At 64.9% G+C, this 19921-nt stretch carries 17 protein-coding genes; 16 read left to right on the plus strand and 1 reads right to left on the minus strand.

The window, feature by feature from the left end:
• The 5 genes from IVB32_RS36315 to IVB32_RS36335 form a co-directional block, all read left to right on the plus strand.
• The coding region (locus tag IVB32_RS36315; RefSeq protein WP_276576789.1) for a hydantoinase/oxoprolinase family protein at window positions 1–985 on the plus strand (985 nt) is incomplete at its 5' end.
• Window positions 982–2562: a hydantoinase B/oxoprolinase family protein gene (locus tag IVB32_RS36320; RefSeq protein ID WP_247412947.1), complete on the plus strand. Its 1581-nt coding sequence runs from the start codon at window positions 982–984 to the stop codon at window positions 2560–2562. The genes IVB32_RS36315 and IVB32_RS36320, both read left to right, overlap by 4 nt.
• Before the next feature lie 10 nt (window positions 2563–2572).
• Entirely contained in the window at window positions 2573–3868 is a 1296-nt protein-coding gene (locus IVB32_RS36325; RefSeq protein WP_018458679.1) for an aminotransferase class III-fold pyridoxal phosphate-dependent enzyme, read from the plus strand.
• A 137-nt stretch (window positions 3869–4005) separates the two neighbouring features.
• Window positions 4006–4938, plus strand: a complete 933-nt coding sequence (locus tag IVB32_RS36330) for an N-carbamoyl-D-amino-acid hydrolase (protein WP_018458680.1) — start codon at window positions 4006–4008, stop codon at window positions 4936–4938.
• Between the two features lie 5 nt (window positions 4939–4943).
• A complete protein-coding gene (locus IVB32_RS36335) occupies window positions 4944–5612 on the plus strand; it encodes a flavin reductase family protein (RefSeq protein ID WP_026233636.1) in 669 nt (222 codons plus the stop codon).
• Here the strand turns inward: IVB32_RS36335 and IVB32_RS36340 are convergent.
• Complete coding sequence (locus IVB32_RS36340; protein ID WP_094183570.1) at window positions 5609–6271, minus strand: aspartate/glutamate racemase family protein; 663 nt, start codon at window positions 6269–6271, stop codon at window positions 5609–5611. The two genes, IVB32_RS36335 and IVB32_RS36340, sit on opposite strands and share 4 nt — an antisense overlap.
• A 56-nt stretch (window positions 6272–6327) precedes the next feature.
• Here IVB32_RS36340 and hydA point away from each other — a divergent pair, with 56 nt between their 5' ends.
• The 11 genes from hydA to IVB32_RS36395 all read left to right on the plus strand — a co-directional run bounded on the left by hydA (window position 6328) and on the right by IVB32_RS36395 (window position 19905).
• Complete coding sequence (gene hydA, locus IVB32_RS36345) at window positions 6328–7797, plus strand: dihydropyrimidinase (protein ID WP_026233637.1); 1470 nt, start codon at window positions 6328–6330, stop codon at window positions 7795–7797.
• A 16-nt stretch (window positions 7798–7813) separates the two neighbouring features.
• On the plus strand, window positions 7814–8788 hold the full coding sequence (locus IVB32_RS36350) for an NAD(P)-dependent oxidoreductase (protein ID WP_018458684.1): 975 nt from the start codon (window positions 7814–7816) through the stop codon (window positions 8786–8788).
• Window position 8789: 1 nt separating this feature from the next.
• Complete coding sequence (locus tag IVB32_RS36355) at window positions 8790–9539, plus strand: SDR family oxidoreductase (RefSeq protein ID WP_018458685.1); 750 nt, start codon at window positions 8790–8792, stop codon at window positions 9537–9539.
• Complete coding sequence (locus IVB32_RS36360; protein ID WP_247412949.1) at window positions 9536–10972, plus strand: NAD(P)/FAD-dependent oxidoreductase; 1437 nt, start codon at window positions 9536–9538, stop codon at window positions 10970–10972. The genes IVB32_RS36355 and IVB32_RS36360 overlap by 4 nt, the downstream gene beginning before the upstream one ends.
• Window positions 10973–11091: 119 nt before the next feature.
• On the plus strand, window positions 11092–12711 hold the full coding sequence (locus IVB32_RS36365) for an ABC transporter substrate-binding protein (RefSeq protein ID WP_085352389.1): 1620 nt from the start codon (window positions 11092–11094) through the stop codon (window positions 12709–12711).
• 28 nt (window positions 12712–12739) lie between these two features.
• A complete protein-coding gene (locus tag IVB32_RS36370; RefSeq protein WP_247412951.1) occupies window positions 12740–13771 on the plus strand; it encodes an ABC transporter permease in 1032 nt (343 codons plus the stop codon).
• Entirely contained in the window at window positions 13768–14616 is an 849-nt protein-coding gene (locus IVB32_RS36375; protein ID WP_247370757.1) for an ABC transporter permease, read from the plus strand. The genes IVB32_RS36370 and IVB32_RS36375 overlap by 4 nt, the downstream gene beginning before the upstream one ends.
• The gene (locus IVB32_RS36380) at window positions 14613–16283 is read left to right on the plus strand and encodes an ABC transporter ATP-binding protein (protein WP_085352390.1); all 1671 of its coding nucleotides are present in this window, start codon (window positions 14613–14615) and stop codon (window positions 16281–16283) included. The genes IVB32_RS36375 and IVB32_RS36380 overlap by 4 nt, the downstream gene beginning before the upstream one ends.
• A gap of 141 nt (window positions 16284–16424) precedes the next feature.
• Window positions 16425–18026, plus strand: a complete 1602-nt coding sequence (locus IVB32_RS36385) for an ABC transporter substrate-binding protein (protein ID WP_247412953.1) — start codon at window positions 16425–16427, stop codon at window positions 18024–18026.
• A gap of 17 nt (window positions 18027–18043) precedes the next feature.
• Window positions 18044–18985 carry an ABC transporter permease gene (locus tag IVB32_RS36390; RefSeq protein ID WP_085352392.1) on the plus strand — a complete coding sequence of 314 codons (942 nt, stop codon included), beginning with the start codon at window positions 18044–18046 and terminating at the stop codon, window positions 18983–18985.
• Window positions 18982–19905, plus strand: coding sequence for an ABC transporter permease (locus IVB32_RS36395; protein ID WP_018458693.1), 924 nt, complete (start codon window positions 18982–18984; stop codon window positions 19903–19905). The genes IVB32_RS36390 and IVB32_RS36395 overlap by 4 nt, the downstream gene beginning before the upstream one ends.
• Window positions 19906–19921 lie beyond the last annotated feature (16 nt).

Genomic DNA, 19921 nt, shown 5'->3' on the forward strand with positions numbered 1-19921 from the left:
GGAAAGCGCCGGCTCCGAGCCTGGACCGGCCTGCTACGGCCGCGGCGGTACCGAGCCGACCATCACCGATGCCAACGCCGTGCTCGGCTATCTCAATCCGGACGCCAAACTCGGCGACCGGATCGGAATTGACATCAAGGCAGCCAGTGATGTCATCGCGCCGATCGCGCGCACTCTGGGGCTGAGCCTGACCGAAACCGCGCTCGGCATCATCAAGGTCGCGAACGCGACAATGGCGCGCGCGCTCCGCCGCGTCACCGTCGAGCGCGGCATCGACGGGCGCGACTGCACGCTGCTCGCCTTTGGCGGTGGTGGCCCGATGCATGCCGCGGGCCTTGCAGATCTCTACGGGATTGCCGAGGTCGTCGTTCCCAGCGCGTCGAGTGCGTTTTCGGCACTGGGCTGTCTCACTGCCGATTTCAGCTTCCTCCAGCAGCAAACTCTGCGCGCTGCGCTCGATGGCATCGACCTCGCCCGTGTGTCGGAGCGGATCGGGGTGCTGATCGACGATGCCTCGGCGCCGCTGATCGCCAACGGGGTTGCCGCGACCGAGATTCAGATCGAGCTGGTGGCCTTGATGCGCTACGCGGCGCAGAACGACGCCATTCCGGTGCCGTTCGCGCGACCGCTCGACGTCATCACGCTGAAGAAGGATTTTCTGGCCCGGCACCACGAGCTGTTCGGCTATGCGACGGGCGAGAGCTGCGTCATCGAGTCCGTGCGGGTGCAGGCGCGCCGTCCATCGACGACCGTCGTGAGCCGGCCGGCCATCGCGGTCAGAACGGTCTCCAAAGGCGAGCGCATCTGCTCGTTCGATGGCTTTCACGACATCGCCACAAGCATCATCAACCGTGCCTCGCTGACCGAAATCGTCAGCGGCCCGGCCATCATTGAAGACGCATGGTCGACCGTGGTGGTCCCGCCCGGCTGGCAGGCGAGGCCTGATGTTTCAGGCAATCTGTTCCTGACGCGGGGGGCCGCATGAAGCTCGATCCGTTCGTCGTCGAAGTCATCCGGCACGGGCTTTCGGCCGCCGCCGAGGAAATGAGCCTGGTGATGACGCGCTCGGCGCGCTCGCCGCTGCTGCGCGAGGCCGGCGACCTGTCGTCGGCGATCACGGACGCCCGCGGCGACCTGGTCGGGCAGGGCCGCGACATCCCGATCCATCTCGGCGCGATGGCCTACACGGTCCTCGAATTGCTGAAAGTGGTGCCGCGCGACAGCCTGAACGACGGCGACGCATTGATCTACAATGTCGGCCCGCTCGGCGGCAATCATCTCAACGACGTCAAGGTCGTGCGGCCCGTCTTCGTCGATGGCGAGATCGTCGCGTTCGCGGTCAGCCTCGCACACTGGCCCGATATCGGCGGCACCTGGCCCGGCAGCTATTTTGCGAAAGCCATCGACACCTTCCAGGAGGCGATGCGCATTCCGCCGGTTCTGATCGCCACGGCAAGCGGCGTCAATACGTCGATCGTGCAGCTGCTCAAGGCCAATGTTCGCGATCCCGAATCCTGCGAGGGCGATCTTCTCGCACAGATCGCCGCAACGAAAGCCGGCGAGAAGCGCATCGTCGAGCTCTGCCGCGAGCACGGCAAGGCGGTCTTCACGGCGGCGCAGTCGCGCCTGCACGATCTCTCCGAAATCGAGATGCGCGAGGCGTTGCGCGATCTGCCTGATGGCGTCTACGAGGGTGAGGACTATCTGGACGACGGCGGCGTCGACGACGCGCCCGCGCGCATTCATGTCAAGATCACCATCGCCGGCGACGAAGCGACCGTCGATCTTTCAGGAAGCTGCGACCGCGTCTCGAATTTCTGCAACACGACGCCGTTCATGGCGCGCTCGGCGGTGGCCTATGCCGCGCGCATCATGAGCGGGCGCGACATGAACCAGAACGCGGGCGCGTTGCGGCCGCTGACCATCATCACGCGCCCTGGCTCGATCCTGGAGCCGGGCTGGAATGCCTCGGTTGCTGCCGGCAATCATGAGACCTCGATGCGCATCGTCGATGCGATTTTTCGGGCAATGCAGGACACTATTCCGGAGCGCCTGTCTGCGGGCGGGGCGACCACGGCGGGCGTCCTCTTCTTCGCCGAACCGCGGCAGAACGGTTCGTGGAAGATGCTTTACGAGGTGCACGGCGGTGGCGAGGGCGCGCGGCATGATCGCGACGGCATCTCGGCGACGCGGGTGCATCTGTCCAACACCTCAAACACGCCGGTCGAGGTGATCGAGGCGAATTACGCGATCCAAATCGAGCAGCAGGCCATTCGCTGGCAGTCCGGCGGCGCGGGCGCCCATCGCGGCGGGGACGGCGTCATTCGTAGCTATCGCATCCTGGCACCCTCAATCCATCTGACCACCTGCATCGAGCGCATGGTGATGGCGCCGTTCGGCATGCAGGGCGGTAAGCCCGGCAAGGCCTGCCGCATCTCGCTGATCCGGCAGGGCGCGAACGTCGCGATCGACGGCAAGTCGAACCTGGTGCTGCAGCAAGGCGATCTCGTCACGATCGAGACCTGTGGTGGCGGTGGCTACGGCGCCGAGGCTGCGGAATGAGGGGATTGCAATGAGCAGATTGTTGCGAACCGGGCTGAATGCCGGCGACAGCGCGCCCATGGACGTGGTCGGCGGCGAGGGCGTCTATTTTCATCTCTCGGATGGTCGCAAGCTCATCGACGGCAGCAACACCGGCGGCGGTCTCGGACATCGTCATCCCGCGATGGTGGAGGCGATCCGCCGCGCCGCGGATACGCCCGTCGTGAACGAGGGCTGGACCTGGGTCGGCCGCGAGCAGGCGGCTGACGACTTGATGGCCACCGCGTTCAAGGGCGAAGACGATTGGGTCGGTGCGGTGCGCTTCTGCATCAGCGGCAGCGAGGCCAATGACATGGCGCTGTCGCTCTGTCAGGCCCTGACGCAGCGGTCCGCGCTGGCGACGCGCGAACGCGCCTATCACGGCATTACGGGCCTGTCGCGCAGCATGACCGTGCAGCCGCAATGGCATGGCGGCCTCGCGGTGCACTCAGGCGGCTCGAAGCTGCCGGCGCCGATGGCGCCGGTGCGGATATTGCCGGCGCCGCAGGGCGCGATCTACGGCGCGCCGGCCAACAATGTTCCCCCCAGCGAATATCTGGCCGATGCCACGCGCCTGCTTTCGGATACGGCAGCGACGATCATCGACTACACGCAAGGCGGCATCTACTACGATGGCGCCTATCAGGACGAGGTGGCGCGGTGCGCGCGGCAGGCCGGCTCCTACTGGATCGCCGACGAAGTGGTGACTGGTGCGGGCCGTGCCGGGCGCTGGTTCGCGTTCCAGGGAGCCGAAAGTCGTCCCGATATCGTGACGCTCGGAAAATCGCTCGGCGGTGGCGCGGCGGCGGTTGCCGCGGTCGTGGTGTCGAAAGACATCGTCGAGCGGCTCAAGGGCACGAGCTGGCAGAATTACGGCACGTTGCGCGGGCATCCCATCAGCATGGCTGCCGTCAGCGCCTATCTGAAAGTCATCAGCGATGACGAGATTTTGGAGCACGTCAGGGGTCTCGAAAAGCTGTTCACCCGCCGCCTTCTGGCCATCGCGCAGAAACATCCAAGCGTGCAGCGCCTGGCGGGGCAGGGGCTGCACTGGACCGTGGAGTTGCACGGGCCGGACTGGCGCTCCTGGCATGCCGACACCACCGAGGTGCCGATTGCCTCGCGCGTCGCGGAGCGGGCGCTGGAGGCGGGCGCCGTGATCGGGACCAGCGGCGAGCAGACTTCCCTGTTCCTCGCGCCGCCACTCGTGATTTCCGAGCATGAGGCCGGGCAGCTTCTGGACGCGCTGGACCACGGTCTCGATATTGCGGATGAGGAGCAGACATGAGGATGGAGCGTGCAGCGCACACGATGCCGATGTGCAGGCGCCGGCTGGCAAGTCCGGGCGATGCTGCGTTATGCTGCGCGCGCCGGCACGTGCTTGAAACTGTAGCTTAGCTCAAAGACATCACCAGGAAATCGCTGATGCGTATCGTCAATGTTGCCGCCGCCCAGATGGGCCCGATCCAGAAAGCGGACAGCCGCGAGGCCGTGGTCAAGCGCATGATCGCGCTGATGGATGAGGCCAAGAGCAAGGGCGCCGACCTAATCGTCTATCCGGAACTGGCGCTCACGACCTTCTTTCCGCGTTGGTACGTGGAGGACCGGGCCGAGTTCGACAATTGGTTCGAGCGCGAGATGCCGAACGCGGCGACGAAACCGTTGTTCGAGCGCGCGGCGCAGCACCAGATGGCGATGAATTTCGGCTATGCGGAGCTGACGCCGGACGGGCATCATTTCAACACTGCTGTTCTCACCGACAAATCCGGCAAGATCGTCGGCAAATATCGCAAGATCCATCTGCCGGGCCATGTGGAATACGACACCAAGCGCTCGCACCAGCATCTGGAGAAGCGCTATTTCGAGCCGGGCGATCTCGGCTTCAATGTCTGGCGCGAGCTGGGCGGCATCATCGGCATGGCCATCTGCAACGACCGGCGCTGGCCCGAGACCTATCGCGTGATGGGCCTGCAGGGCGTCGAGATGGTGCTGATCGGCTACAACACGCCGTCGGTGAATGCGGAGAGGAGCGATGAAGGCGTCGAGAAACGGTTGTTCCATAACCGCCTCTCGGCGCAGGCCGGCGCCTATCAGAACGCGACCTGGGTTGTCGCGGTGGCCAAGGCCGGTAACGAGGACGGACACCCGCTGTTCGGCGGCAGCCTGATCGTCGATCCCAACGGCGAGATCGTCGCCGAAGCGAAGACGGAGGAGGACGAACTGCTGGTCCATCCTTGCGACCTCGATGCCACCACCTTCGGCAAGACCACGATCTTCAATTTCGCGCAGCACCGCCGCATCGAGCATTACGGCCTGATCACCAGCCGTACCGGCGCGGTGCCGCCGCCGGAGACGTGACGTCGATGACTGGCCAGAGCACATCCGGCATATCCTTGCGCGAGCTCGATCCGCGCGACCGCTACAAGCTGCTCTGCGGCGTGGTGGTGCCGCGGCCGATTGCGCTGGTGACGACGCTCGATGCCAACGGGGCGGTCAACGCCGCGCCGTTCAGCTTCTTCAACGTGTTTTCGGAGACTCCGGCGCTGATCGTGCTCGGGCTTCAGCACAAGCCGGATCACAGCCCGAAGGACACCACCCGCAACATCCATCGCGACGGCGAGTTCGTCGTTCACATGGTTGATGAGGCGCTCTCCGCGGCGATGAATGACTGCGCGGTCGATTTCCCGTCCGGTGACAGCGAGGTCGCCGCGGCAGGGCTGGCGACGCTTCCCTCTGTAGACGTGAAGGTGCCGCGCCTCGCCGCGGCACCCTTTGCGCTCGAATGCCGGCGCCATGTCGCCCTAAATTTTTCGCCCGATCGCGAACTGCTGGTCGGCGAGGTGCTCCGGGTTCACGCCCGCGAGGGCCTCGTCGACGAGGCCAACATGTATGTCGATCTCGACGCCTACCGGCCGATCGGCCGCATGTTCGGCAATCTCTACACGACGCAGCGGGATACGTTCGCGCTTGTCCGGGAGAGCCACGCGCAATGGCTCGCGCGGCAGGACGCCAAAGAGCTGAAGGACGCCTAGTGGTTCGAGAACTGCACCGTACCCAGCGCCATGGTGACGGCCGCCTGTGTCGGGTCGATCACGGCAATGCCGAGCGCCTCTTCCAGCGGGCGGCGGTGCCGTGCCATGCCGGCGCAGCCCATCACGATGGCACGGGCGCCGTCCTCGTCGCGCAGCGCGCGGCCGATTTCGATCATTTTGGCCAGCGTGCCTTCGCCCGAGGCGGTTTCCGCGACGCTCATGTTGAGCGGCCGCTCGCCGGCAAGACGTTCGGTCAGTCCCATCTGCCTGAGATAGCGCATGTGACGCGGGATCGAGCGCTGGGCGATCGCGATGACGCCAAAGGTCTCGGCGCGGGCCATCGCGGTCAGCACGCCGCACTCGGCAATGCCGAACACGGGCCGGTCGGTGCCTTCGCGACAGACCTGAAGCCCGGGATCGCTGTAGCAGGCGATGACAAAGGCCGCCGAGCTGTTGTCGCCCTCGACCAGCCGGCGCAGCGGCATGGCGACGCCATCGACATCGGCCTGGCTTTCGATGCCGAAGGGACCCTCGGCCAGCGTCTGGCAGACCAGTTCCGGCCCGCCCTCGAAACCGAGCGGCTTCAGCGCGTCCTCCAGCCCTCGCGTGACCGCAGGGTTGGAATTTGGATTGATGACGAGAATGCGCGGTCGGGACATGCTGGTCTTCCTGCAAAATTTCGATCACTTAACTTGAGCCTATCATGGAGTGCCTCATGACTGAACCCGCTTACGACCTGATCATTCGCGGTGGGCGCGTCGCGACGACGACCGACGTCTTTGAAGCCGATGTCGCCATCTCCGGTGAGACCATCGCCGCTATCGGCCGCGGGCTTCCGGCTGCGAAGCGCGAGATCGACGCGCGCGGGAAACTCGTTCTACCCGGCGGCGTCGACAGCCACGCCCATATCGAGCAATTGTCCGCTGCCGGCATCATGAACGCCGACACCTTCGAGAGCGCGACCGTCTCGGCGGCCTTCGGCGGCACGACCACGGTGATCCCGTTTGCGGCCCAGCATGTCGGCATGAAGCTGCCGCAGGTGGTGGAGGATTATCACGCCCTCGCCAAGAAGGGCGCAGTGATCGACTACGCCTTTCACATGATCATTGCGGATGCGACCCGGGAAACGGTCGAGGAGCACATTCCGGCGCTGGTGAAGCAGGGCCACGCCTCGATCAAGATTTTCATGACCTACGACCGGCTCAAGGTGGATGATGAGCCGCTGCTGGACATCCTTCTTGCCGCGCGCCAGTCCGGCGCGATGTTGTGCGCCCATGCCGAAAACCACGGCATCATCGCCTGGATGGTGAAGCGCCTGCTCGCGCGCGGCTACACAATGCCGAAATATCACGCCGTCAGCCACGCCCGCGTGTCGGAGGCGGAAGCCTTTACCCGGTTGATCGGCATGGCTGCGCTGATCGACCAGCCCATCATGATCTTCCACGTCTCCACCGCCGAAGGCGCCAAGGTGATCCGCGATTCGCGCGGGCAGGGGTTGAAGGTGTTTGCCGAGACCTGTCCGCAATACCTGTTCTTCACCGCAGCCGATCTCGACAAGCCCGAGGTGGAAGGAGCCAAGTGGATGTGCAGCCCGCCGCCGCGGACGCATTCAGACCAGGAGGCGCTGTGGCAGGCGCTGTCGCTCGGCGATCTCCAGACCATCTCGTCGGATCACGCGCCGTATCGCTATGACGAGACCGGCAAGCTGCGCGCCGGCCCCAATCCGAACTTCAAGCAGGTCGCGAATGGCCTGCCGGGATTGGAGCTGCGCCTGCCGCTGCTGTTCGACGCGATGGTGTCGAACGGGCGGCTGGGCCTGGAAAAGTTCGTCGAACTGACGTCGACGGCGCCGGCCAAGATTTACAATCTGCATCCGCGCAAGGGCTCGATCGCGGTCGGCGCCGATGCCGATATTGCAATCTGGGATCCTAATCGCGAGGTCGAGATCGCCGATGAGATGATGCACGACCTTGCCGGCTACACGCCGTTTGCAGGCCGCAAGCTGAAGGGCTGGCCGGTGTCGGTGCTGTCGCGTGGCCGAGTGATCATCGATGGCAACAAGTGCCTCGCGAGCGCAGGCAGCGGCCAGTTCCTGGCACGCAGCGGCGGCGAGGCGGCCATGCCGACGGGGCGGCTCGTGGCCGACATGGATCCCGAGCGCAATTTCGGAGCGAAGCTACTGTGACGGTGGATCGCGCGCGATGAAGATCGTCATCTTCGGCGGCACCGGCTTTGTCGGGCTCAATGTTGCGGAGGCGCTGCTCGCGCGCGGCCATGACGTGACGCTGTACGACCGTGCAGAGTTGCCGCCATCCGCGCGGCGGTCTCTTGCCGACTACGGCGCACGGCTCAAAGCGGTGCAGGGCGATATCACCGACGCAGATGCCATCGATGCCCTCATCGCCGAAGGAGTTGATGCGATCGTGCTCGGCGCGGCCATCACCGCCGGTGATGAACTGGAGAGGGCATCGACCGCGCGCGTTCTCGAGATCAACGTGATGGCGCAGATCCCGATCCTGCTCTCCGCGATCCGGCATGGCGTGCGCCGGGTCGTCAATCTCTCCTCGGCATCGGCCTATGGCGCCGCGGGCGCGCGGGTCGAGATTCTGGACGAGGACACGCCTTGCGATCCGGTCTCGTTCTACGCGATCAGCAAGTTCACATCGGAGCGATCGGTTGCGCGTCACGCCGAGCTCTTCGGCGGTGATTTCCTAAATGTGCGGCTGAGCGCGCTATTCGGACCGTGGGAGCGACCGAGTTCCGTGCGCGACACGCCAAGCCTCCAGTTCCAGATCTTGGCCGCGTTCGCGCGCGGCGAGCCGGCGATCATGCCTGAAGCGGGCATGCGGGACTGGATCTACGCGCCGGATGCGGCCGAGGCCGTCGCACTGCTGATCGAAGCCGAGCGGCCGCGCCACCGGCTCTACAACATCTCCCGCGGAGAACTTTGGCCTGCGCTGCAATGGGGCGAGGCCTTTGCGGCGTTGCATCCCGGCCTGGAGTGCCGGGTCGCGGCGCCCGGCGAGAAAACCGTCATCAAGCTGCATGGGCCCTATCGCGCGCCGCTGTCGGTGAACCGGATGGCGGATGAATTCGGCTGGCGCGCGCAGTTCGGCTGCGCCGAGTCGGCGGCCGCGATGAGCGCCTGGTTGACGCAGCATAAGGAGTGGATCTGAGATGCGGCTGCAGGGGCGCACGGCCATCATCACGGGCGCAGGCTCCGGCATCGGCCGCGCCAGTGCAAAGCTGTTCGCGGAAGAGGGCGCACGTCTTGCTCTGGTCGATCGCGATCCAGCCGGACTTCAGGAAACGTTGAGCTTGGTCGGCGAGGCCATGACGCATATTGGCGACGTCGGCGATGCCGATTTCGCCGAGGCGGTGGCAAATGATGTGGTAGCACGGCACGGCCAGCTCGATATCCTGATGACTGCCGCTGGCTTCTCCTGTGGCGGCACCGTGTTGACAACGGACCCCGCCGATTGGGATGCGGTGTTCCGCACCAATGTCGGCGGCACCTGGCTGTGGGCGAGGGCAGCCGTGCCGCAGATGCAGCGGCAGAACAGCGGTTCGATCATCACGCTGGCGTCGCAGCTTGCGATTGCCGGCGGCAAGGGCAACAGTGCCTATATCGCCGCCAAGGGCGCGATTGTCAGCCTGACCCGGACGATGGCGGTGGATTTCGCGGCGGACGGCATTCGCGTCAACGCCATCGCGCCCGGTGCGATCGACACGCCGATGCTTCGCCGCAGCTTTGCGCGCCACGCCAATGCGGACGAGGTGCGCGAAGCCTCCCGCGACCGCCATGCCATGAAGCGGTTCGGCCAGGCCGATGAGATCGCGCAGGCCGCGCTCCACCTCGCAAGCGATGCCTCCTCGTTTACGACCGGCACCGTGATGGTGGTCGACGGAGGCTGGCTCGCGGCATGAGTGATGCGCTGACAGAACTGGAAGCGAACGTTCGCGCCGATCTCGCGCGGATCGCGCATCCCGGTGCCGCCTGGCTCGAACCGAAGACGGGACCGGATGGCAAGCCGGCGCTGGATGTGCTCGTGATCGGCGCCGGCCAATCCGGCATCGCCATCGGCTTCGGCCTGCTGCGCTCCCGCGTCAGCAACATCCTGCTGCTGGACAAGGCCGAGGAGGGGAAGGAGGGGCCATGGCTCGCCTATGCCCGCATGCCGACGCTGCGCAGCCCGAAGGACTATACGGGACCTGACCTCGACATCCCCAGCCTGACCTATCAATCCTGGCATGAGGCCCGCTTCGGCACGGAGAGCTGGCAGACACTCGACCTGATCCCGCGCTGCCACTGGGCTGAGTATCTGCTCTGGCTGCGGCGCACAGTCGGCTTGCCGGTGCGCAACGGGAGCGAGCTTCTGGAAATCCGGCCGGCGCGGGATGGTTTGCTGGCCGCACGCGTGAAACGTGGCGATGGCGTCGAGACACTCCATGCGCGCAAGATCGTGCTTGCGACGGGGCAGGAGGGGATGGGGAACTGGATGATCCCCGAGCCGCTGAGCCATCTGCCCATGAGCTCGGTCGCAACCGTCGCCGACGACATCGACTTCGAAAACCTTCGCGGCAAGCGCGTCGCCGTGATCGGTGCCGGCGCATCTGCCTTCGACAACGCAGCAACCGCGCTGGAAGCGGGCGCGGCGGAGGTGCACCTGCTGTGTCGTCGTGCGCAGATCCAGCTGATCCAGCCCTATCGCTGGCTGACTTTCCGCGGCTTCCTCCGCCATCTCAGCGATCTCGACGACGCCTGGCGGTGGCGCTTCATGCGCACCATCCTCGACATGCGCGAAGGCTTTCCGCAGGCAACTTACGATCGCTGCGCAAATCACGCCAATTTCACATTGCACGAGGGCGCCCCGATCGAGGCGGCCCGCGAGACCGATCGTGGTGTGGAATTGCAGACGCCGCGCGGCGCCATACCTGCGGATTTCGTCATCTGCGGCACCGGCATCGACATGGATTTTTCCGGCCGTGGCGAGTTGCGCGCATTTGCCGGCAATATCGCAACCTGGGCCGACCGCTACCAGCCCCCGGAGAGCGAGCGCAGCGCGCGGCTCGGTCGCTTTCCCTATCTCGCCGACGATTATGCCTTCACCGAGCGTGTCGCGGGCGATACGCCGTGGATCTCGAATATCCATCTCTTCGCCATCGCCTCCACCATGAGTTTCGGTCCGTCGGGATCGTCGATCAACGCGATGACGACCGCGGCGCCGAAGCTGGTGAATGGCCTGACGCGCGGCCTGTTTCGTGCCGATGTCGAACGGCATTGGGCCTCGCTTCGCGCCTATGACGTGCCGCAGGCCGTGGTGACGCGGCCAGCGCGAAACTTGGAGGAATCGCGATGATCGTCCATGCGCCGCCGCGACAAAGCGTCCACAAGAGCGCATCAAGAGACTGGCGCGCAACTTGCTTCTTTCTTAACCTGTCCTGTCGGCGTTCTTGTCGAAAATTTTGGGGAAAACGAATGCGTTTTGTGTCTTTCAGGATGGCATCCTCCGTGCTCGCCACCACTGCGCTTCTGCTTGTCGCCGCTGCGCCTGCGCAAGCGCAAACCAGGGCGGAGACGCTGCGCTATGTCACCGGTGCATCGGTCAACACGCTCGATCCCAACATCCCGGGCTCGACGCGGGAATCCTTCGCACTGAGCATGAGCACTTACGACCGCCTTGTGGCGTTCGGCCGCAAGCAGCTCAACGGCAAATGGGTGTTCGATCTCGACAAGATCACCGGCGAGCTCGCCGAATCCTATGACGTCAGTCCGGACGGACTGAAGCTGACGTTCCGTCTGCGCAAGGATGCCAAGTTCCAGGACGGCTCGCCCGTGACCGCCGAGGACGTCAAATGGTCGCTGGATCGCTGCGTCACCGCGCCGATCCTCGGCAAGGCACAATTGCTGACGGGATCATTGACGTCGGCTGACCAGTTCAAGGTGATTGACCCCCTCACGATCGAAGTGACGCTGCCGAAACCCGACAAGCTCGCACTGCCCAATCTCGCCACGGTCTACCCGCTGATCATCAACTCGAAGGTCGCCAAGGAGCATGCGACCCCGGAAGACCCCTGGGCCACGGCGTGGCTGAAGGAGCACACCGCCGGCAGCGGTGCCTATGTCATCGAGAGCTTCAAGCCCGGCGAGCAAGTGATCATCAAGCGCAACGAGGATTGGAACCGCGGCTCGCCCGACAAGCCGGCGTTCTTCAAGCGCGTAATCGTGCAGTCCGTGCCGGAGCCCGCGACCCGCGCCAATCTTGTCGAGCGTGGCGATGCCGATCTCGTCGTTGATCTCCAGGCCAGCGACGTGCAATCGCTCGAAGCCAAGGGCAAGCTCAAGGTGATCTCGACGCCGCAATACAATTCGATCACCTTCGTCTCGATGAACAACCAGATCCCGCCTTTCGACAACGTCAACGTCCGCCGCGCCGTCGCCTTCGCGCTGCCCTATGAGGACATGTTCAAGGCTGCCCTGTTCGGTCGCGGAGCCCCGCTGTTCGGTGCGACTTGGCCGGATGGCAAGCCGTTGAACGGCATCTATCCGTTCCAGGCGCCGGTGAAGACCGATCTCGACAAGGCGAGGGAGTATCTGAAAGCTGCTGGACTCCCGGAGGGTTTTTCGACCACCTTCAGCTTCAACGTCGGCCAGGCCTCGACCGCCGAGCCGATGGCGGCCCTCGTGAAGGAATCGCTTGCCAAGATCGGGATCAAGGTCGACATCCAGAAGCTGCCGGACGCGCAGATGTCGACGCAGATCAACGAGAAGAAGCTGCCCTTGTTCACGGAAGGCATCGTCGCCTGGCTGCCCTCGACCGATTACTTCTACCGCAACTTCTACACGGGCAATCAGCGCTGGAATTACAGCTCGATCAACAATCCGGAGCTGGCGACGATCGCGCAGGAAGCGCGCTTCGAGCCCGACAAGGCCAAGTACGAGGAGGATGGCCGCAAGCTCAACGCGATCCATTTCAGCGAGATGCCGCAGATCCCGCTGTGGCAGCCGAACCAGGACGCCGTGATGGCCTCGTCGATCGAGGGCTATACCTACGAGTTCCATCGCCAAGTGGATTATCGGGACGTCAGCCGCAAGTGATCTCGACATGCAAGGGCTCTGAATGGTGATGACAGGTCTTGGTGCGACGGTGGCGCGGGCGGGGAGGCGGCTTCTGTCGTCGCTGCCGGCGTTGTTCGGCGTGCTGGTCTTCACCTTTCTACTGATGCGGGTCCTCCCCGGAGATCCCGCGGTGTTCTTCGCCTCGGGGCCCAATGCCGGCAAGGAAGAGATCGAGCAGATCCGCAAGCAGATGGGGCTCGACAAGTCGGTGCCGGAGCAGCTCGTGTTCTATCTGTCCGATATCGGGCACGGCAATCTCGGCCGCTCCATGATGACCGGCCAGCCGGTCCTGAAGGACCTTCGCGAACGGCTGCCGGCCTCGCTGGAGCTCACCTTCACGGCGCTGCTGATCGCGCTGATCGCGGCGGTCCCGCTCGGCGTGGTCGCAGCCTTGAAACCGGGATCGCTGGTCGATCACGGCGTGCGGCTGTTCTGTGCGCTCGGCGTCTGCGTGCCGACCTTCGTCTCGGGCCTGCTGCTGATCTATGTGTTCTACTATCTGCTCGGTCTTGCGCCTGATCCGACCGGGCGGATCGACGTCTTCACCTCACTGCCGCCGCAGCGCACTGGGTTCCTGTCGATCGATTTCCTGCTCGCGGGGGACATCGAAGGCTGGTGGGCGGCCTGCAAGCAGTTGATCCTGCCGGCGCTGAGCATGGCCCTGTTCGTCATCGCGCCGCTGGCGCGGATCACACGTGCCTCGATGCTGGTCTCGCTCGGTAGCGATTTCGTGCGCACCGCGCGCTCCGTCGGATTGTCCTGGCAGAAGGTCGTCGTCACCTATGCGCTGCGCAATGCGATCCTTCCCGTCATCACCATTGCAGGCATCGTGTTCTCGACCATGCTTGGCGCGAATGTCCTGGTGGAGAAGGTGTTCTCCTGGCCGGGCGTCGCCTCCTACGCGCTCGATGCGCTGCTGTCGTCCGACTATGCGCCGGTGCAGGGTTTTGTGCTGCTGATGGCTGGCATCTTCGTGCTGGTCAATCTGGTCGTCGATATCTGCTACGGCATCGCCGATCCCAGGGTGTCGATCGGATGACCAGCGCAACCTTCCGCCATTCGGTCTGGATTTTGCGCGGCAACCCGCTGACCGGCGTCGCCGCGGCCGGTGTCCTGCTGTTCGTCCTGGTCGCGATCTTCGGACCGTGGCTCGTGCCCTATGATCCCATCGTCTCCAATGTCTCGGAGGCCTTGCAGCCGCCGAGCGCGGCGCACCTTGCCGGCACCGACCAGCTCGGGCGCGACGTGTTCAGCCGCCTCGTCGTTGCGGCACGGCTCGACCTCGCCATCGCGGTCTCGGCGGTCGGCATCTCCTTCGTGATCGGCGCCGTCGTGGGCTCGTTCTGCGGCTATGCCGGCGGCAGGCTCGACCGCTCGGTCGGCCGCTTCGTCGATGTCATGATGGCCTTTCCGCTGTTTGTGCTGGCGATGGCGATGGTTGCGGCGCTCGGCAACCGGATCGAGAACATCGTGATTGCGACCGCGATCATCAATCTGCCCTTCTACATCCGCTTCGCCCGTGCCGAGGTCAACGTCCGGCGCAATGTCGGCTGGGTGGAGGCGGCGCGTTCCTCCGGCGAGAGCCATTTCTCGGTGGTGCTGCGCTTCCTGTTGCCGAACATCCTGCCGGCGATGGCGGTGCAAATCTCACTCAACCTCGGCTGGGCGATCCTGAACGCCGCCGGTCTTTCCTTCATCGGCCTTGGCGTCAAGCCGCCGACCCCGGAATGGGGCATCATGGTCGCGGAGGGGGCGCGCTTCATCTCGACGGGGCGGTGGTGGCTGGTGGCCTTTCCGGGCCTCGCGTTGATGATGGCCGTGCTGTGCTTCAACCTCCTCGGTGACGGGATGCGGGACATTCTCGATCCGCGCATGCGCACATGAGCGAGGAATTGCTCAGGATCGACGACCTCCACGTCGAATTCTCGACGCGACGAGGGATGGTCGAGGCTGTGCGCGGTGTGACGCTCACGGTCGAAGCCGGCGAGATGCTTGGCCTCGTCGGAGAAAGCGGCTCTGGCAAGTCGGTCACCGGTTTTGCCACGACGCGGCTGCTCGATGCGGCCGGCCGCGTCACCGCAGGCAAGATACTGTTTCGCGGGCAGGACGTCACAAAACTCAGGGGTGACGATCTCCGGCAGCTCCAGGGCGCCGCGATGTCGATGATCTTCCAGAACCCGCGGGCGGCGCTCAATCCGATCCGCGCGATCGGTTTGCAGATCGCGGACGCGATCCTCACGCACAAGCGGATATCGAAGGATGCCGCCCGCGCCGAAGCGCTGGAGCTGTTGCGCGCCGTCCAGATCCGCGACCCCGAGACGCGGATGAACGCCTATCCGCACGAACTCTCGGGCGGCATGTGCCAGCGTGTCATGATCGCGATCGCGATTTCCTGCAATCCCGCGCTGTTGATCGCCGATGAGCCGACGACCGGACTCGATGTCACCACGCAGAAAGTGGTGATGGACCTCCTGGCGGAGATTGCCGCCGCGCGCGGCATGGCGACGATCCTGATCACGCACGATCTCGGGTTAGCGGCGCGATATTGCCGCCGTATCGCGGTGATGGAACGCGGCCGCATCGTCGAAGAGGCAAGCCCCAGGACGCTCTTCGGCGCGCCGCAGCACGCCTATACCAGGCGTCTGGTGGCGGCGTCGCCAACCGCGACCTCCCGGATTGAGGATCTCGTGACGGAAGAGGAGCGGGAAGGCTACGCGGCTGTCATCGGCAGGCCCAGACGGGAGCCCGTCCACGGGACTCCGCCGCTGCTGGAAGTGCGCAAGCTCGCAAAACGCTTCGACGAGGGCGCTGCGGCGGTGGCGGACTTCTCGATGACGATGGCCGGCGGCGAGAGCGTCGGCCTCGTCGGTGAATCCGGCTCCGGCAAGAGCACGACGTCGCGCATGATCTGCCGCCTGATCGACCCGAGCGAGGGCGAGATCGTGTTCGACGGCCAGGCGATCGGCCATGTGGCGTCGCGCGACTTTCACCGCTCGCAGTTCCGCAAAGATATCCAGATGGTGTTCCAGGACCCGAACGAGAGCCTCAATCCGCGCTTCACCGCCTTCGACTGCATCGCCCATCCCCTGATGCGGCTCGATCGTATGCGTGGGGGCGATGCGCTGCGCAAGCGGGTGGAAGACTGCGCCGATCGCGTGGGGCTGCCGCTGGATCTGTTGCCGCGCTTTCCGCATCAGCTCTCCGGCGGCCAGAAGGCGCGCGTCGGCATCGCCCGCGCCATCGCCTGCCGGCCGCGCCTTCTGGTGCTGGACGAGCCGACCGCTGCGCTCGACGTCTCCGTTCAGGCCGTGGTGCTGCAACTGCTCGACCGCCTGCGGCGCGAGAACGACATCGCGCTGCTGTTCGTCAGCCACGATCTCAACGTGGTGCGGATGCTCTGCGACCGCACCATCGTGCTGCGCAATGGCGGCATCGTGGAGCAGGGCGAGAGCCGGGCGTTGTTCGACAATCCCAAGACCGACTACACGCGCAAGCTGGTCGAGGCGATCCCGCATATCGAGACCGGCCCGGTGCTGGCGGCCGCGCTTTGAGGTCTCGACTGGCCCAGCTAGTGCGGATATCGCGCTGGCGAAGGTCTGGTTAGTGGCATACCATTTGCACGCCAATGAGCTCTGGTTTCACCTGTTCTTGGCCAACGATGGCCGGCATCACGGCACTATTGGGAGGATTTCATGGATCGCAGGACCGTATTGAAGGGACTGGCCGGCGCGGGCGGTCTGGCATTGAGCGGCCTCTCGGCCCCTGCGATCGCACAAGGCGCCTCCGCGCGCACCCTGCGCTTCGTGCCGCAAGCAAATCTCGCCAATTTCGACCCGATCTGGGGCACGCAATATGTCGTGCGCAATGCCGCCGCGCTGGTCTGGGATACGCTCTACGGCGTCGATTCCGCGCTGCAGCCGCAGCGGCAGATGGTCGAGTCCGAGGAAGTGACCGACGACGGCACCACCTGGACGTTCAAATTGCGGCCGGGGCTCAAATTCCACGACGGCGAGCCGGTGCTGAGCAAGGACGTCGTTGCGAGTCTCACTCGCTGGGCGGCACGCGATCCGATGGGGCTGATGCTCAAGGCGCTGCAGCAGGAACTCACCGCTGTCGACGACCGCACCTTCAAATGGGTGCTGAAGCAGCCGTTCCCGAAGATGCTCTACGCGCTTGGCAAGAACAATTCGCCTTGCGCCTTCATCATGCCGGAGCGCATTGCGCAGACCGACCCGTTCAAGCAGATCGGCGATTATGTCGGCTCGGGGCCGATGAAGTTCGCCAAGGCTGAGTGGGTCCCGGGCGCCAAAGCCGTGTTCGAAAAATTCGCCGACTATGTGCCGCGGCAGGAGAAGGCATCGTGGCTCGCCGGCGGCAAGCAGATGCTGCTCGACCGCGTCGAATGGATCGTGATGCCGGATCCGGCGACCGCCGCGGCCGCGTTGCAAAACGGCGAGATCGACTGGTGGGAGAACCCCATCGCGGACCTCGTCCCGGTCCTGAAGAAGAACAAGAACATCAGCGTCGACATCGGCGATCCCCTCGGCAATGTCGGCTCGTTCCGCATGAACTTCCTGTATCCGCCCTTCAACGACGTGCGGGCGCGGCGCGCAGTGCTGATGGCGATGAGCCAGGAAGACTATATGCGTGCGCTCGTCGGCGACGACAATTCGCTGTGGAAGTCGCTGCCGGGCTTCTTCACGCCCGATACGCCGCTCTACACCGAGGCGGGCGGCGAAGTCTTGAAGGGCAAGCGCGATCTCGACGCCGCCAAGAAGCTGCTCGCGGAGAGCGGCTATTCCGGCCAACCGGTGACGTGCCTGGTGGCGCAGGATCAGCCGATCACCAAGGCGTTCGGCGATGTGACCGCCGATCTCCTGAAGAAGCTCGGCATGAATGTCGACTTCGTCGCGACCGATTGGGGCACCGTCGGCTCCCGCCGCGCGCAGAAGACACCGCCCGGGCAGGGCGGCTGGAACATGTTCCACACCTGGCATGCAGGTTCGGACTGCATCAATCCGGCGCCCTACACCGCCATTCGCGCCAACGGCGACAAGGCGTGGTTCGGCTGGCCGAGCAGCCCCGGCACCGAGAAGGAGGTCACGTCCTGGTTCGAGGCCAAGAACCTCGACGAGGAGAAGGCCGCGGTCGCTCGCCTCAACAAGGTCGCGCTCGAGGACGTCGTCTACGCGCCGACCGGCTTCTTCCTCAGCTACACGGCCTGGCGCAAGAACGTCTCCGGCATCACGAAAGGGCCGCTGCCGTTCTTCTGGGGCGTGTCGAAATCCGCATGACCCTGCGCTGAAGCCAGATGCTCTCCTACATCCTCCGGCGTATCGCCTCGACCTTGCCCGTGATGGCGATCGTCGCGCTGTTCGTGTTCAGCCTGCTCTACATCGCGCCGGGGGATCCCGCCGTGGTGATCGCGGGCGATCAGGCAAGTCCGGAGGATGTGGAGCGCATCCGTCAGAGCCTCGGCCTCGATCGGCCCTTCCTGATCCAGTTCGGCAGCTGGGTCTGGCGCATTCTGCACGGCGATCTCGGCACCTCGATCTTCACCAATCTGCCGGTCTCGACCATGATCGGCCAGCGTCTCGGGCCGACGCTGTCGCTGATGATGGTCACGCTCCTGCTCACGATCGTGGTCGCGGTGCCGCTCGGCGTGCTGGCGGCCTGGAAGGCGGGAAGCCTGATCGACCGGGCCATCATGGCCTTTGCCGTGTTCGGCTTCTCCCTGCCGGTCTTCGTCGTCGGCTATGTCCTCGCCTACGTCTTTGCGCTGGAGCTCGAATGGCTTCCCGTGCAGGGCTATACGCCGCTCGCCCAGGGCCTCTGGCCCTGGCTGCAAAACCTGATCCTGCCGTCGATCGCACTCGGCTGTGTCTACATCGCGCTGATCGCGCGTATCACGCGCGCCACCATGCTCGAAGTGCTGCAACAGGATTATATCCGCACCGCGCGCGCCAAGGGCCTCGGGCAGGGCGGCATCCTGTTCGTCCACGCGCTGAAGAACGCGGCAGTGCCGATCGTCACGGTGATCGGGATCGGCATTGCGCTTCTGATCGGCGGCGCGGTCGTCACGGAAAGCGTGTTCGCGATTCCCGGCCTCGGCCGGCTCACGATCGACGCGATCCTGCGCCGCGATTATCCCGTCATCCAGGGCATCGTGCTGCTGTTCAGCTTCGTCTACGTCCTCGTCAATCTGATGATCGACGTCGTTTATACGCTCGTTGACCCGAGGATCCGCTATTGACCGACACGACCGTCAATCCGCAAGCGCTGCCGGCGGGCTTCGTCCTCGCGCCGCAACTGCCGGAGATTCTTCGGCCCGTCGTGATCCGGCGCGGCTTCATCGGCCTGCTGCGGGGCCATCCCACCGTCGCCATCGGTGGCACGTTGCTGCTGATACTCGTCCTGATCGCGATTTTTGCGCCTTATCTTGGCACGGTGGATCCGACCGCACTTGCGCCGGCCAAGCGCACCCGCGCGCCGTCGGCGCTTTACTGGTTTGGCTCCGACGTGCTCGGTCGCGACATCTATTCACGCGTGCTGTTCGGCGCGCGCGTCTCGCTCACGGTCGGCTTGTCCGTTGCGATCTTCGCCTCCGCGGCCGGTCTCGCCATCGGCATCGTCTCCGGCTTCATCCGCTGGGCCGACGGCATCTTGATGCGCTTCATGGACGGCCTGATGTCGATCCCGCCGATCCTGCTGGCGATCGCGCTGATGGCGCTGACACGCGGCAGCGTCGGCAACGTCATTCTGGCGATTACGGTTGCCGAAATCCCGCGGGTTTCCCGTCTTGTCCGTAGTGTGGTGCTGTCGCTGCGCGAGCAGCCTTACGTGGATGCAGCGGTAGCCTGCGGCACGCGCACACCGATGATCATCCTGCGCCACATCCTGCCGAACACGCTGGCGCCGATGCTGATCCAGGCGACTTACATTTGCGCCAGTGCGATGATCACGGAAGCGATCCTGTCCTTCATCGGCGCGGGAACGCCGCCGACCATTCCGTCCTGGGGCAACATCATGGCCGAGGGGCGGGCGCTGTGGCAGGTCAAGCCCTACATCGTGTTCTTTCCGGCGGCGTTCCTGTCGGTCACCGTGCTCGCCGTCAATCTGCTCGGCGATGGCCTTCGCGATGCGCTCGATCCGCGCATGGCCAAGAGCCTCTGATGGCGAGGGGCTGATC

The organism is Bradyrhizobium sp. 23 (assembly GCF_023073295.1).
GTDB classification, from domain to species: Bacteria; Pseudomonadota; Alphaproteobacteria; order Rhizobiales; family Xanthobacteraceae; genus Bradyrhizobium; species Bradyrhizobium canariense_D.

What these genes read in the sequence shown, in the direction of transcription:
- IVB32_RS36320 (WP_247412947.1), top strand. Translation starts at nt 982, where the DNA reads ATGAAGCTCGATCCGTTCGTCGTCGAAGTCATCCGGCACGGGCTTTCG.
- IVB32_RS36330 (WP_018458680.1), top strand. Translation starts at nt 4,006, where the DNA reads ATGCGTATCGTCAATGTTGCCGCCGCCCAGATGGGCCCGATCCAGAAA.
- IVB32_RS36350 (WP_018458684.1), top strand. Translation starts at nt 7,814, where the DNA reads ATGAAGATCGTCATCTTCGGCGGCACCGGCTTTGTCGGGCTCAATGTT.
- IVB32_RS36380 (WP_085352390.1), top strand. Translation starts at nt 14,613, where the DNA reads ATGAGCGAGGAATTGCTCAGGATCGACGACCTCCACGTCGAATTCTCG.
- IVB32_RS36360 (WP_247412949.1), top strand. Translation starts at nt 9,536, where the DNA reads ATGAGTGATGCGCTGACAGAACTGGAAGCGAACGTTCGCGCCGATCTC.
- IVB32_RS36370 (WP_247412951.1), top strand. Translation starts at nt 12,740, where the DNA reads ATGACAGGTCTTGGTGCGACGGTGGCGCGGGCGGGGAGGCGGCTTCTG.
- hydA (WP_026233637.1), top strand. Translation starts at nt 6,328, where the DNA reads ATGACTGAACCCGCTTACGACCTGATCATTCGCGGTGGGCGCGTCGCG.
- IVB32_RS36335 (WP_026233636.1), top strand. Translation starts at nt 4,944, where the DNA reads ATGACTGGCCAGAGCACATCCGGCATATCCTTGCGCGAGCTCGATCCG.
- IVB32_RS36325 (WP_018458679.1), top strand. Translation starts at nt 2,573, where the DNA reads ATGAGCAGATTGTTGCGAACCGGGCTGAATGCCGGCGACAGCGCGCCC.
- IVB32_RS36390 (WP_085352392.1), top strand. Translation starts at nt 18,044, where the DNA reads ATGCTCTCCTACATCCTCCGGCGTATCGCCTCGACCTTGCCCGTGATG.
- IVB32_RS36340 (WP_094183570.1), bottom strand. Translation starts at nt 6,271, where the DNA reads ATGTCCCGACCGCGCATTCTCGTCATCAATCCAAATTCCAACCCTGCG.
- IVB32_RS36365 (WP_085352389.1), top strand. Translation starts at nt 11,092, where the DNA reads ATGCGTTTTGTGTCTTTCAGGATGGCATCCTCCGTGCTCGCCACCACT.
- IVB32_RS36385 (WP_247412953.1), top strand. Translation starts at nt 16,425, where the DNA reads ATGGATCGCAGGACCGTATTGAAGGGACTGGCCGGCGCGGGCGGTCTG.
- IVB32_RS36355 (WP_018458685.1), top strand. Translation starts at nt 8,790, where the DNA reads ATGCGGCTGCAGGGGCGCACGGCCATCATCACGGGCGCAGGCTCCGGC.
- IVB32_RS36375 (WP_247370757.1), top strand. Translation starts at nt 13,768, where the DNA reads ATGACCAGCGCAACCTTCCGCCATTCGGTCTGGATTTTGCGCGGCAAC.